Annotated in this window: 15 protein-coding genes; all 15 read right to left on the bottom strand. The window is 35.8% G+C overall.

Annotated features, from left to right (window positions below):
* Position 1: 1 nt before the first annotated feature.
* The 15 genes from QZ738_RS19100 to QZ738_RS19030 all read right to left on the bottom strand — a co-directional run bounded on the left by QZ738_RS19100 (position 2) and on the right by QZ738_RS19030 (position 14279).
* Positions 2-1234 carry a glycosyltransferase gene (locus tag QZ738_RS19100; protein WP_293789544.1) on the bottom strand — a complete coding sequence of 411 codons (1233 nt, stop codon included), beginning with the start codon at positions 1232-1234 and terminating at the stop codon, positions 2-4.
* On the bottom strand, positions 1234-1791 hold the full coding sequence (locus tag QZ738_RS19095) for an acyltransferase (RefSeq protein ID WP_293789543.1): 558 nt from the start codon (positions 1789-1791) through the stop codon (positions 1234-1236). Before QZ738_RS19095 ends, QZ738_RS19100 begins: the two co-directional genes overlap by 1 nt.
* On the bottom strand, positions 1757-2644 hold the full coding sequence (locus QZ738_RS19090) for a glycosyltransferase (RefSeq protein ID WP_293789541.1): 888 nt from the start codon (positions 2642-2644) through the stop codon (positions 1757-1759). The genes QZ738_RS19095 and QZ738_RS19090 overlap by 35 nt, the downstream gene beginning before the upstream one ends.
* 1 nt (position 2645) lies before the next feature.
* On the bottom strand, positions 2646-3554 hold the full coding sequence (locus QZ738_RS19085; protein ID WP_293789540.1) for a glycosyltransferase: 909 nt from the start codon (positions 3552-3554) through the stop codon (positions 2646-2648).
* Positions 3555-3733: 179 nt separating this feature from the next.
* Positions 3734-4894, bottom strand: coding sequence for a glycosyltransferase (locus QZ738_RS19080; protein ID WP_293789538.1), 1161 nt, complete (start codon positions 4892-4894; stop codon positions 3734-3736).
* Positions 4895-5701 carry an FkbM family methyltransferase gene (locus QZ738_RS19075; RefSeq protein WP_293789536.1) on the bottom strand — a complete coding sequence of 269 codons (807 nt, stop codon included), beginning with the start codon at positions 5699-5701 and terminating at the stop codon, positions 4895-4897.
* Positions 5701-6819: a hypothetical protein gene (locus QZ738_RS19070; RefSeq protein WP_293789534.1), complete on the bottom strand. Its 1119-nt coding sequence runs from the start codon at positions 6817-6819 to the stop codon at positions 5701-5703. The genes QZ738_RS19075 and QZ738_RS19070 overlap by 1 nt, the downstream gene beginning before the upstream one ends.
* Entirely contained in the window at positions 6819-7814 is a 996-nt protein-coding gene (locus QZ738_RS19065; protein ID WP_293789532.1) for a glycosyltransferase family A protein, read from the bottom strand. Before QZ738_RS19065 ends, QZ738_RS19070 begins: the two co-directional genes overlap by 1 nt.
* The gene (locus QZ738_RS19060) at positions 7811-8671 is read right to left on the bottom strand and encodes a glycosyltransferase (protein ID WP_293789530.1); all 861 of its coding nucleotides are present in this window, start codon (positions 8669-8671) and stop codon (positions 7811-7813) included. The genes QZ738_RS19065 and QZ738_RS19060 overlap by 4 nt, the downstream gene beginning before the upstream one ends.
* 5 nt (positions 8672-8676) lie before the next feature.
* Entirely contained in the window at positions 8677-9864 is a 1188-nt protein-coding gene (locus QZ738_RS19055) for a glycosyltransferase (RefSeq protein ID WP_293789528.1), read from the bottom strand.
* The gene (locus QZ738_RS19050; RefSeq protein WP_293789527.1) at positions 9848-10966 is read right to left on the bottom strand and encodes a DegT/DnrJ/EryC1/StrS aminotransferase family protein; all 1119 of its coding nucleotides are present in this window, start codon (positions 10964-10966) and stop codon (positions 9848-9850) included. The genes QZ738_RS19055 and QZ738_RS19050 overlap by 17 nt, the downstream gene beginning before the upstream one ends.
* Positions 10963-11718, bottom strand: coding sequence for a class I SAM-dependent methyltransferase (locus QZ738_RS19045; protein ID WP_293789525.1), 756 nt, complete (start codon positions 11716-11718; stop codon positions 10963-10965). Before QZ738_RS19045 ends, QZ738_RS19050 begins: the two co-directional genes overlap by 4 nt.
* The gene (locus QZ738_RS19040; RefSeq protein ID WP_293789523.1) at positions 11702-12151 is read right to left on the bottom strand and encodes a hypothetical protein; all 450 of its coding nucleotides are present in this window, start codon (positions 12149-12151) and stop codon (positions 11702-11704) included. The genes QZ738_RS19045 and QZ738_RS19040 overlap by 17 nt, the downstream gene beginning before the upstream one ends.
* A gap of 1 nt (position 12152) precedes the next feature.
* Positions 12153-13043 (bottom strand): glycosyltransferase family 2 protein, encoded by an 891-nt coding sequence (locus QZ738_RS19035; protein ID WP_293789521.1) that lies wholly within the window; start codon positions 13041-13043, stop codon positions 12153-12155.
* A 12-nt stretch (positions 13044-13055) separates the two neighbouring features.
* Positions 13056-14279, bottom strand: coding sequence for an ABC transporter ATP-binding protein (locus QZ738_RS19030; RefSeq protein ID WP_293789520.1), 1224 nt, complete (start codon positions 14277-14279; stop codon positions 13056-13058).
* Positions 14280-14308: the final 29 nt, after the last annotated feature.

Raw genomic sequence — 14308 nt, 5'->3', positions numbered from 1 at the left:
ATTAAAGTAGCATTACTTTTTCGATAATCGTTTTCCATTGTTTTCCATAATTCTCCCAGCTAAATTCTTTTGCACTTTCTGTTGCATTTTTCGACATTTCTGCTAATTTATCACGGTTCTGTATAAAGAAATCGATTGCTTTTTTTAAAGCATTTAGGTCTCCTGGCTCGATCACGAAACCATTCTTACCATCAATAATAAAATCTTTCGCCCCTGAATTTGTGGAGCCGATAACCGGTAGGCCACAACTTAACGCCTCGAGTTGAACCTGTGCCAAGCCTTCAAAATAGCTTGGAAAAACAAATACATGGGCATCATTATAAATTTCTGGAAGTTTATTTTTCTCTATCCGGCCCAGAAACCTAATGGTTGGGTCTATAAATTCAGCCTCTGCAAGGGCAGGTATTTGATTAGTTCCTACTAGGATCAACTCGGCATTTTTTAGCTTCAACTCCTCCCATGCCTGCAATAAATCAGGTATACCTTTACGGACATTGATGGAACCAACAAATAAAAATTTTAAAGTTTGAGCTTTGTAATCTCTTTGATTGAAGTCAGCAAATAAATCATGATCGACACCAAAAGGATTGAGGTATATTTTATCTGGTGAAACGCCATTTAATACGAGTGTGTCTTTAACGAAGTGACTAGGTACAACAATTGCATCAGCTATGGCATGTTCGGCAGCTTCCAGTTGGAGCAAATCTTCAGACTTAGGAGAAAGGTCGTTATTTAAACCCCATTTCGGATATTTATTGTTTAGTTCTGTAAAGATATTGTGTTTGGATGATGGATGTCCGATAGTTTGATCTAGTATAAATTTTTTATTTTTCTCTTTAGCCCTTTTGGCAATAATCCACGAAGAAGTGTCAAAACCGATTAATACGTCAGATCGTTTAATAATGGCTTTGTTAACTGCATTTTGAAAGAACGCATTCCTTTTATAAATATATTGTTCCGCTTCACGAATATCCTTTTGCTTGGGCATCAAATGTAAGCGTAGCTCGGCAAAAGGATAGGTTACCAGTTTGCGCTTTTCTATTTTGAAGGTTCTGTTAAGCAGTTTTTTATATAAAGGTGTATTGCATTTCTTTAACAGGCGTATGAAAAGACTTTCGGATGTCCAACCTACGGCTGTGACAAAATACAGCAAGAGGTTTAATTTGCCAAGTACTTTGGCCAAATTAGGCGCATGTTGTGTTCCGGGATGAATTACGCTTACTTTAATTGGCATTATCCTTTTATAATCTTGGCCGGAACGCCAGCAATCACACTGCCTGATGGAAAGCTTTTAGTCACTATGGCACCTGCACCCACAACGCAGTTATCGCCAAGTGTCACATTTTTTAATATAACCACTTTGGCGCCAAGCCAACAATTGTTTCCAATTATTACTTTGCCTTTTTGCATCGGCAGTTCCTTTGGAGATACTTGGCCGTTGTAGCTATGGTTTGAATCGGTAATGTAAATATCTGGACCAAACATATTATTGTCTCCAATTTCAATGCTACCGCAGGCATCGATCATCACGTTCCTGTTGAAATAATTGTAATTGCCAATCTTGATTCTTTTGCCTTTGAAAGGTGCATCTTCGGGCCAAAGCATGTAACCTGAAGTAAAGGCATTATGTGCTCCTAATTCAATTTGCGTGGCTCTTCGAATTCTACCATTTTCAAATCGGTTTCTTTTACCTAATTTAAGTCCTAATGCTTTGTAAAGTAGTATTTTAACTCTGCTTTTCAATCCGATGCTTTTTTTAAATAAAAGTGCTTCCCAAATATATCTTTCCATGATTTTTATAAGCTTGGTATTTTTTGAATCCCTTGACTGATACAGCCTTTCTAAGCGTTTTTTGAGTCATGAGCCAAACAAGAAAGTCAAATATTCCTTTTGCTGTACTGGAACCAAGACTGGTTTTCTTATAATTAAAAGCAAATAGGAACTGTTTGATGATTTTTGAAAAAATGGCCGGCATAAGATAAAGTAACGGTGTTCTTCTGTACGCAAAAACTAGGTCGTTGCATACACCCGACCTGTGCTGCAGTTGCAAGTCGCGTTCAATATTGGTCTTGTCATGCCATACATATTCACCATTATATTTTAAAACGAGATAATTGCTGTCAATGAGCCTTAAGCAAAGATCCTTTTCTTCGCTTCCATAGTAGCCGGGGGCCAAGGTATACAAGCCCACCTGGCGCGCAACGCTGCAGCGTATTACATGACCGCAGCCTATATAGCTATTCGTTATCGAAATGTTTTTTTCGGCAACTGATAGTAAGCTGCTTTGCTGGTCAAGCATATCAAAACCAATTGCTGCGATCCGGATATCATTTTCAAAAAATTGGACGGCTCTCGACAAGGAATCCGGTTTGAGAAACCAGGCGTCATCGTCTAGGCTACAAAAAAGTTCGAACCCTGTTTGATTCATAAATAGGTTCCTGGCATACATCAAGCCTTTTGATTCTGCGGAGGTAACCCAATTAACCTGTGGATATTGGCTTTGCAGCAAACAGGTATCATCTGTCGACGCATCGTTAAAAACCCATACCTCCTTGTTTTGATAGTCTTGTGACAGTGCAGAATCGATTGCCTTTTGCAAGATTTGTGCTCTGTTTTTTGTGGTAATACCAATGAGTACTTTCAAGTTAAAGCGATCGTATTTTTTGGAGTGCATTCATTTTTGCTTTCCAATATGTCAGCTTAAAAATCTGCTTTGTGGCTATCCCACTGAAAACTTGCTGCAATAACAACTGTAATTTATGTTTAAACGAACTATGATGCAAAATGTATTTCATAATGTAGTATCTATTTACTAAATCCATTTCTCCCATAATAAGGAGGTTATTTTTTTCTTCACCAGGTTGACTATCATGATAAATTACTGCGCGTGGCGAATTAAGCAAGGTCCAGTTTTGGCCAACCCTTAGCGAAAGCGCTAAATCTTCCATTAATGAATAGCCTGTAAAATGCTCGTCGAACACCGGATTTGGCAATGCCTCTTTGCGATATAATGTGCAGGTGGTATTTAGCCAATCGACCTTTATCACATCAACCTCCTGTAGATATGCTGGCAAAAACGTAATCACCGGACCTACGCATTTTCCGTATAAAGTTTCGTTGGTATTGATCCCCATTGTCCAATATACCATTTTACTGATCATTCCCAATGGACTGAACGACTGGTTGCTAATAATGGCATTTATCCCTCCACAACTTTCATTTTCCGTTAAACCTCGATATAAATTTTCAATACATTTTTTCTCTAGAAGGATATCGTCATCAGCAAATCCGATGATCTCGTTTTTTGCTATTTCCACTCCGTAATTGCGTTGCTTGGCAGACCCTTTTTGCCGGGCGGGTAGGTGCAAGATGTTGCTTTTTAAATTAGGGAAAAGCTGTTTAAAAGTATAACTTTCATTCACAAAATGAGTCGAGGCATCTATAATCAAAATCTCATCTGGTTGGTATTCTTGAACCGAGATGCTCTCTATCGTTCGATGTAACGCTTGCCTTCTATTGAGGGTTGGAATAATTAAGGAAATAGCAACGACCATCTGGTTTTTGTGAGCGATTTTTTGATAAAATTATCTTTATACCTCTACAAAGTAAGTAGATAGAGTAGAATATCTACCTAATCAATAAAGTGTAGATAGCTAAAATGAAGTTGTTAATTTAAAATAAAATAGCTAGCTGTTAACGATAATATGATGAAATCCCTTGAGCAGTCATCATGCTAATCCGTTTTTCTGGCTTCATCAATGAGCTTCAGAAATTTGCTTTTGATCTGATTATGGTTAAAATCTTTGATGTCTCTCAAAGCTACCAGTGTTTTTTTTAGCTTGGATACATTCTGCTTTAGATCTGTTAAAATATCAGGTAAAGAAGACGAGTTGCCAAAAAAAATACCTTTTTTTGTTTTCGCCCATTTTAGACCATTGGCATAATCAGGACCTGTTATGATAACGGGCATCCCTAACAAAACATACTCTGCAATTTTGCTCGGAAAGTGCGTGCTGTAAAGTGCTTTGAAACGTTGCTCTGAAGAGTAGGGAAGGATAACTGCATCACATTCATTTTTTATTCTTTCAAAAGTTTCTTCTGCGGTTCTAGAGAAACCGGCATATTCCAAATTTTCTGACGCCGGTAGCAAATTATTTTCATCCCTATATATTTTTAGCACGGTACCCGTTTTCTGAAGTATCGGTTTTATTTCATCAATGCCCTCTTTATATCCGTAAGCCAATGAACCTGCATAGCCTATTTTGAGCTCTTTTTTGGGCATCAGGCTATCAAGATCGATCTCTTTGGCCGTCAACGTGCTAGACGCGACAGGATATAGGAAATCACCATCGGCACCGTATTTGGCCTTCCATTGGATAGCCATTTCCGGACTAATGCAAATCCGTTTGGATGCCGATCTATAGATTTGACCATTAAGTTGTAACAACTTTCTTTTAAATCCTCCATGTATCCTTGAAAACTCTTCTACGTCATCGTGGCAAAATAAGATGAAAGGGAGTTTTTCCTTTTTTGCAAATCGATAGGCTGGATAGTAATAGGTTAGGTGTTGCATTAGACTTACTACTAAGTCTGGCTTGAAGGCATTGGCCACTTCTACCAAACTTTGGGGCAACATAGGCGCCAGAAATTCCATGGCTTGCAGGTCTGATAATAAGGATGTAAACCTTGACAAACGTAAACGCTCTAGAAATACATATTTTAGTTCATAATATGGGCAGTTTAACGTTTTGGCCTTGGGATCCGGTTTCTTGCCGAAAACAATCAATCTGTCTGAAGGGTAATTTTTAAATAGCCTATAAAATTGAATAGAGCTAGCGTTGATCGATTGTGGAATCTCGTCTGCAATAAATAATATTTTGGGGTAGTTTTTCAATTAATTACGAATGGATAAAGCGTCTACATATTTATGGTCTACAACTCTATTAACCTTAACTACAAAGCCGTTTTCCTCAAAAATTGATTTGATTTTATTGAATTTTTCTAAACCATAATGATACTCAAAATATATGGCGGTTTGTTGAGGTAAACTGGTTATAATGTGAGGGATGACATTTTCTTCTTCTCCTTCAATGTCGATTTTAATTAATAGTTTTTGAGCATTAATTTTTTGTAGGTATTTTTTTAAATTAATTACGTTTACCTCTGTTTTAGTATGGCTATTTGCATCATTAGATAAATGGCCGCCAAACGACAGTTCAGAAGCTTCAAATAGTGCAGTTCCGGAATAGTTAGATACAGCAGATTCTTCAAGAGTTGTTAATGAAAGATTGTTTAGGCTGATTTGTTTTTTAATATACGAAATATTTTCAGCGTTCGGCTCAAATATGTAAATAGGAATATCCGAATATTTACCTTTGCTTAAGAGTGTAAACATTCCAATATGTGCGCCACAATCTACTATGCAGTCGGGTCTAAATGGTAATAGTTCCAAATTATAAACATTTTCAAAAAAGAATTCATCAGTAATCCTAACATGAGAAAAATTGGCAGGATTGATAACTAGTTTTAAACCATAAAATTTATTTGATTTAAGAATGAGCAGGGGAAACATTTTTCTCAAAAATCTTGTTATTAATCCTTTGCCGTTTAAAGGTCTGGTGCGTGCATAACGTAAAACAAAAAAGCTATGATACGACCAAAAGTTATTGGCAAATGCTAGGTAGTTTTTAAGTGGGTACATTAAGTTGATAATAAGTTAATAAACCTTCTCGCAGATGCTAAAGGAGAATAATTTTCTTCGGCCCATGGCTTCCCATTAGCAGCTATTCTATAAATAATTTCCTGGTCATCTAATATCCTTTCCACATCCCTTTTAATATGGTCGAGATCAATGCCGATGTAATGCTCCCAATTATTTGGCATTACCGGTAGTTCTACGCCATATTTTTCTAGATCTACGTGCATAGGAACAGATCCTAAGACTAAGGTTTCCCAAAATCTCCAGCTATCCCACTGGATTATTCTTTTCTTTTTAGCCAGTAAAAAGGATAACGTTTCATATAGTATTTTTTTCAATTTTGCCTTATTGCCCCCAATAAGATATACTGAAGGATCATCTGGCAAACCAGCAATCATTTCTCCACAAAATGCCGCATTGATTAAGGTTCTTTCGATATGGTGATAATATTCAGGATTGTGTTTTTCTAGTGTTTGATGCCACATCATACTACTAAAGCCATTTTGTGGCTCTTCTTTTTTGTTTTGAAATCTATTTAGTGGGATTGACTTGAATTTTTTTAGGATGTTTTTCTCCGCAAATGCTCTTATTTGATGGGAAAACTGGTGACTAAAATAAAAGTTCACCGCAATTTCTAATTTTTTTTCTTGAATAGGTATACCCAACCTTTCTTGAATAATTCTTTTTTGATAGCCTAAGGCCCAGGGATGTATATTGCTATGATTAAATGTCTTGTTGTTTTTTTGGCATCGCAAAATATAATCAAATTTTCTAGCCTCATCAGAATAACCAAATGTTTTATAACCGTCCATTTTGTCAATATAAACGGTCTTGTAGCTTCTTGTCGAACAAAATAACCACTTGGGTAATTCTATTCTATAGTGTTTAAATGTTTTATAATGTATATATTGGGTCCAGGCATCTGATAAGATGATCACATCGAATTCATTTTTATCTAATGCATGATGAAAATTAAATAAGTATTCGCCGTAGTTATTTATTTTCCAGTAATTCCGGTTGGCATAAAATTCTATACCCATTTCCCTTAATCCTTCTGCAAGCGTAATGCTGCCGTCATCATACAGATCAGGATGTTCAGGTATAAGAAAGTAAATTTTCACTAAGACTTGATTTGATTTGATAGAGTTTCTCTGACAGAAAGATAGGTACGCAGGTTTTTTATCCAATGCTTATTTGTTAAAAACCAAAATTGTATCTTTTTGCTCGTTGGCAAGTAATTCTGAGAGAACAGATTTTTCAAACTGATGATATTATAGGAAAGGAAATTCCAAATAAAGCTGATTTTAATTCTGCCTCTGCCCTGAAACTTTTGCAAAACTGTTAGATAATAAGCATGCAAAATATAAAAGCTATAAGAATTCCCTTTTAAGTTTTCAAAATAATATTTGGTAGTGCTTCTCTCGGCATTGATAAAATGAGTAAAAGTTAGCTTTGAGCAATAATACGATTTAAAACCGAGCAGCGTGAGCGCGAAATTCAATTCCCGGTCTTCTCCATTTAGCAATTTGTTTCCCAAGCGACCAGACAGATAAAAATTAAATCCGTTCGATCTTAGTTTGGCTAATGCCGATTTTCTATAAGATGTTCCTGCTCCATAAAGCGTATGCAGAGGAGATAAATAACCGTCATTTTCTGATTGTGGACCTACGGCATATGGTCCTGGGTTTAATCGCACAAACTCTGGAGGAACTATTTCAAAAAAGGCTGTCCCACAACCTCCTAATGCAGCTATGGAATCATGGGTTGACATTAAGTCGAAAACTGTTTGTATATAGGTTGGACATAGCCAATTATCATCATCGCAGAATAGCAGGAAATCATAATTGGCTTCTAAAATACCCTTTTCCCGGGCGTAGCTGAGTCCCTGAGTTGATTCGTAAACTACCTTTAGCTTATTAATATAATTATTATTAAAGCTTTTCCAGAATAACCGGGCTTTCTCAGCAGTACCATCAGCAGAAGTATTATCGACAAGTATAATTTCCCAGTCTATGACCCTATCAAATTCCTGCAAAGCTAAGTGTTTTAATGTAGGGCCAATTCGCGAACTACTATTATAGCAACATATAATAACTGAAACCCCTAAAGATGTCACCAAAATTTAATCGTATTTTTTGCCATCCTCAATGTTAGACTTTGTTTTTCTTTAAAGGAGATTTTTGCAGCATTTAAACATATAATAAACTCCCTCCACGCACTAAAAGTATGCTCTTTTTTTTTTGCTAGATATAAGCAACAATTTATTGATGTCATTATTTCAGGATTAAAATCCACGTTTGGAAATTCTTTTGTCGCATCTTTAATAATAGAATAATGTTTTGAGAAAAAGAAATAATCAACATTTGTTGCACTAAATCCTTTTTCTCCATATTCACAAATCATAGCATCAACATAAATGTAGCTCGTTTTTCTCTTTAATAGTTCAGTTAATGTGAAATAATAATCAGCCGAAACTTTAAAAATACTACGATACCCATGTTTTTTAGAAAATAATTCTCCTTTATAAAAAAAAGCCTGATGATGAAATCCAGTACGAATTAATGATAGCTTATTGGGAGATTTTATAGTCTTCTTTGATGCAGATCCAATAACATTTCCATAGACCATCTTTATATTGGTTTCAGATGTAACATTATAAATAATCTGTAGAACATTATTATTGCATAATTTGTCGTCGCTCCCAAGAAAATATAACCATTTGCCATTTGCTATGGCTATACCTTCGTTCATAGCGTTATAAATTCCGGTGCTTTTTGCTTTATGGATTATTATTTTTTTATTTCGATACGAGTTTATTATACTTATCGTTTGATCTGAAGAATTTCCATCAACAATGATAACTTCGAAATCTTTAAAGCTTTGATCAAAAACGCTTTTAAGGCAATCCCTTAAGGTTAATTGTGAATTTAGTGTAGGAATGATGATAGAACAGTATATCTTATGTTCATTCATAACCATTATTTTATTTTATCAAATTGTCCCCAAGTTTTTCTAATAGGGATACTGTCAATAAATATCGATTCAAGAATTTGTAATTCTTGATCAATGTTGGATTTCCCTGGGCTAGGTTTCTTTTTTCCTTTAGTCATAGAAAGCATGGCATTGAAGATTTCAAATTCATTCGTTGGGTCGAAATATAAAGCAGTCGATCCCAAAAGCTCTGCATGGCCTGTTAAGTTTGAACAAGCAATCGGACAACCTAAACTTAGAGCTTCTAAAAGAGGCATATTTGTTGGTCCTAAAAATGAAGGAAAAACCAATCCTTCAGCATTTTTATATAGCCATTTTAGCTCTTCATTTTTGATAAAGCCGGGGATAATAATATTGTGCTCTAGACCACTTTCGGTTATAAAATTTTTAATGTAATTCAAGTTCCCTTTATCACTGCCTGTAAGCACTAACTTGTATTTTGTATATTTAGATATTGCGCAAAACAACTTAAATCCATTTATAAGGTTGTAATGATTTTTATGTGACCAGAATTGTGCTGGATAGAGAAAAAATAAAGTATCTGAAGTTATCCATTCTGGCTTTAGCATTTCTATTTCGGGATCCACAATTCTGCCTGGAAACATTGGAAGTATTCTGATCCTATCGGGGTTGATGTTGAAGTACGTAGTAAGCTCTTCTTTGCCCTTATCAGATTCACAACAAACAATTAACGCTTCGTTCAATACTTTATTAAAGTAAGTATCTCTCTTTATAAATTCGCCATTCATTGTAAGTTCAGGAAAAGAAAATGTGCTTTTATGACCTAAGTCCCAATTGATACATATATAAGGGAAATTGTTGAGTGCAATATATGGATTGGTATAAAAAATCAATTGAATATCATTGCTTTTTAAGAGTGATATGGCATTTAGATAATTCTTACTGATGTCTTTTCGCTCCAAATTCAAGGAAAAGAACTTGTGATAAAAGTTGACTTTTTTTTTCTGAAAATAGCTTTCGTTGAAAGGAATGCTTATTGCCTCTTTATTAAATTTTCCTTTTAAATTGAAGCCAATAAAAACTATCTTAAGCCTTTCATCGAATTCTTTAAGATTAATGCCCTTTATAAGTCGGTCTGTATAGGAGAAGCCTCCACCAATTTCGGGTAAATCGTCTTCATTAATCCAAATGCCTATTTTAAATGGTTTTTTCATTGATGATATTTACAATACAATCTAGCTCATTTTGGGTTAATCCTAATCCACTAGGCAAATAGAAACCATTTCTAGCCAATTTCTCCGCCACTGGATATCTCTCATCTTTAAATAACCCCATTTTCTGAAACACGGGTTGCTCATGCATACACCAGAAAAATGGTCTTGTACCAATTTGGTGTTGGGCTAAATATGCAACCATGTTTTTCTTTTCAGTTTCGCTTGGTGCCACCAGGCCAAAAACCCAATAAATATTCCCGCTAAAGTCAGTTTTTTCCGTAGGTAACTGGTAACCTTTATCTTTTAAAACTGAAAGGCCTTTCTGATAAGTTATGCCTATTCCTCTTTTCTTTTCGATAAAACTGTCTATCTGTTCGAGTTGGGCCAAACCTAATGCTGCTTGTAGGTTGGTCATCCGGTAGTTCCAGCCAATTTCATGATGTACGAAACGAGGGCCGTTTGGCTCAAAGCAAAGGTTGCGAAGTCTTTTGCACCTTTCGGCTAGTTCTTTATCGTTACATAGCAGCATGCCACCTTCTCCCGTAGTAATGTGTTTATTCGGGTAAAAACTAAAAATGCTGATGTCGCCGAAACTGCCGCACATTTTACCCTTGTAGGTTTGGCCATGCATTTCTGCTGCATCTTCGATTATTTTAAGTTTATGTTTTTTAGCTATTTCAATTACCGGATCCATATCTACTGGTAGTCCATAAATATGGACCACTAAAATGGCTTTGGTTCTGGAAGTTATTTTAGCCTCAATCTGTGTAACATCCATATTCCAGGTTAAGGGGTCACTATCTACCAATATAGGTAGCGCACCGGCAGTAACAACAGATTGCGCTGGAGAGATAATTGTGAAAGTGGGCATTATAACCTCGTCGCCAGGACCAATGTTTAAAGCTTTAATCGCAATATCCAGTGCGGCAGAACCATTGCTCACGGCCACGCCATAATCACGGCCGATGTAAGCGCTAAGTTTATCTTCGAATTTACTGATAAAAGGTCCTTCACTACTAATCCAGCCGGTTTCAATACATTCGGTTAGATATTTTAACTCATTGCCGTTAAGTAGGGGCGTATTAACAGGGATTGGATTCATGATAATTTTTTTAAAATGTAACATACGCCCCAGGTTTCTGCAGAAGGAATGGCTTTGGTCAAAAACTCCTCTTTATGAATTACTTCAAATCCGGTGGCATAAGCCAATAATTCGATTTCTGGTTTAGAAAAATGGCGCATAGGATGCGATTCTTCAATATGAAACGTTGTGCCATCTTCTAAGTCCTTCACCTTTATGGTATAATTTACCTCTACTATATTCTGTTCGGTATCAATAATAGGATTTGCATGCCTGGTAACCTGAATCACTTCGTTCTGAAGCGTTTTGGTGCGTTTTTCTGGTACCTGAAAATTTACTGCTGAACTGTGCCAGACATCAAAAATAAAAAGCCCGTTTTCATTTAAATGCCGATGAACATTCTTAAATGTATTAATTAAACTTTGGTTATCGGTAAGATAGCTGATCACATGGAAAAGTGATACAGCTACATCAAAAGATTGATTTGTCTGAAATTCAGTAATATCTGCTATTTTAAAATCAACATTTTTAGTCTTTGTCCTATTAGCAATTTCAACCATTTCAGCACTCCGCTCTAGACCAAGTATATTATAGTTTTTCTCAGCCAGCAAATTAGCATGTTTGCCTGTTCCAGATCCTAATTCTAAAATACTTGTACTTTTAGGACGATATCGATTGATTAATTGATGAAGATAATCAGCTTCTGCCCCATAATCTTTATCCTGGTATAAAAGATCATAATATTGACTATATAGGTTAAAATTCTGGTTCATTTTTATTTGAAGTAAGGTTTATTTTTTCAGGTGGATGATCAAATCTAACTTTATCCTCATCACCACAATAGGGGCCTTGTTTAATTTCGATCATTTCGGTATTCTCCAGCATTTCGAAACCATGTCCCCCTGAGGCTAATAAGATTACATCGCCGGTTTCTACAATCCGGCTTTCTAAATAATCTTGCTCATCATTATAAAAATCTACTCTAACTTTTCCTGATTTAATGTATAGAACCTCTTGAGTTAAGGTAACTTTTCTTTCGACCAAATTGTGAACATGTGGATCAATAATATATCCCTCCGGCCTGTTCATATAGCCTAATTGTTGAGAAAAATCACCTGGTGTAAAAAAGGAGATGCCTTGCTTTTTGTAGTTGGCTCTTATAATAATAGCGAGTTGAATTTCTTGAAAAAATACTTTTTCAATCATTTTACTTTATAAATATGCGTTTAATTTTTCTTAAAAATATTGAGAACAATTTCTTGTTAATAACGAAAAACTCCTTGACTGTAAAAGGAAATAAATTATTTGACGGCCTTAAAAAAAAATAGACACCTTTAACGTAACATTTAAACCCCGCTATCATTTCATTGCAATTAAAATATTGCATAGAAACATTCAGCATATGGCGGGCATAAGTTCTTGCGCCACAAAAAACTAAAATATCTTTTTTATAATCATCAAATAAGAAATCCCATCCTTTTGCAACTTCAGTTTGATTTTTGGTCATTGAGTTTGTTGCTCCATGTACATGCGCCAGTTGTTTTTTGATGACTTTAAATGAATGATTCTTGGCCAGTCGAAAGCAAAAATCATCATCCTGGCAAATTTTGTATCTCAAATCAAATCCATTTATACCCTTAACAACACTTTTCCTGGCTGTAATACTGATCATTGAGGATAAGAAGCCTTGATTTAATATATCTGGATATTTATCTGCCCCCTCCAAAGTCCAAATAGGTCCATTTACAAGGCTACAATAAGCAAACGCAGCATCTGGATGTTTAAGATATGTTTGTTGCATTTCCTGCAAATAATTTGGCAACCAAGTATCATCACTGTCCAAAAAAGCCAGAAAATCATAGCTAGCGTTATTCACTCCGGTATTTAGTGCCGCGTTTTGACCTTTATTAAACTCGTGATGGATTATCCTAATTTTCGAACTATTAAAACTTTCTACAATTTTTACACTATGATCAGTAGAACAATCATCGATAAGTAAGATTTCAAAATTTTGGAAGGTTTGATCAAGAATACTTTGTATAGACCTGGCTATTTCCTTTTCACGGTTGTAACAAGTAACTATACAAGAAAAATACATGATTATTAAAATTTAATGGAGTATTTGATGCCACTTTACTTCCGGCGCAATTGGGCCGTTATCAGAAGCGCTTGTATCTTCTGCGTACCTGACCATATTCAAGATTTCAAAAGATAGTATGTTTTCTTCAAAAAAATAATCCGTAGTTCCATCTCCAAACCAAATCGAAATATTATAAGTCCCATTTAGCAGTTTTGGGTTTGTAATTAATACCCGTAATATTCCTTTGTCTGATTTTATGATGGCTTGTTGAGGTGGCTGTAATTTAGGGTTGGTACCAAAAATTTTATGATTATTAGCGTCATTTACAACGAAACCTAAGCAGGGGAAGAAAAACTCAGCACAATTTTCATATTTACATTCTAAAATAACATTATCCTCAATCTGATCAATTTTTAAATATTTGATATACTGATTCTTAAAATAACACTCGTTTCTAATTGCATCACTATCATTATATTTTTTTATGATATCTGAGGTTTTTCCAATGCCTACATTTTCACCTTTTGATAATAGAAGTGCATTCTTACAAAGCCTGTTTATCGAATCCATATTATGGCTCACAAAAAGCACAGTCCTTCCTTCCCCCTTACTCACTTCGCCCATTTTGCCCAAACATTTTTTCTGAAACTCGGCATCTCCCACGGCAAGTACCTCATCTACAATCAGTATCTCACTTTCCAGATGTGCAGCAACAGCAAATGCTAAACGAACATACATGCCTGAGCTGTATCTTTTTACCGGCGTATCCAGATATCTTTCTATCCCGGCAAAATCTACAATTTCATCCAGTTTGCGCTGGATTTCTTTTTTGCGCATGCCCAAAATGGCGCCATTTAAAAAGATGTTTTCCCGGCCGCTCAACTCGGGATGGAAGCCTGTGCCTACTTCTAACAAACTGGCTATGCGGCCACGGCCAGATATCTTACCGGTAGTAGGCGCGGTCACCTTACTGAGTATTTTAAGCAAAGTGCTTTTGCCGGCCCCATTTCTGCCGATAATTCCAACCGCATCTCCTTGTTCGATTTCAAAATTGATATCTTTTAAGCTCCATACTACATCGCTTTCACTTTTGGTATTTTGATCATTGCTTTCACCAATACGCAAGAAAGGATCTTCTTTTCCCCTGATGCGTGCATACCATCGTTCCAGATCGCGACTGATGGTGCCGGTTCCGATTTGCCCAAGTTGATAGGCTTTACTTAAATTTTCTACTTTAATGGCAATGTCTGACATTTAAATATATTCAGATTATATGGGGTGGG

Origin of the sequence: uncultured Pedobacter sp. (assembly GCF_913776295.1) — a bacterium.
GTDB lineage: Bacteria > Bacteroidota > Bacteroidia > Sphingobacteriales > Sphingobacteriaceae > Pedobacter.
Note: the sequence above shows the minus strand (reverse complement) of the source record. Positions and strands in the feature narration are given on the sequence as shown.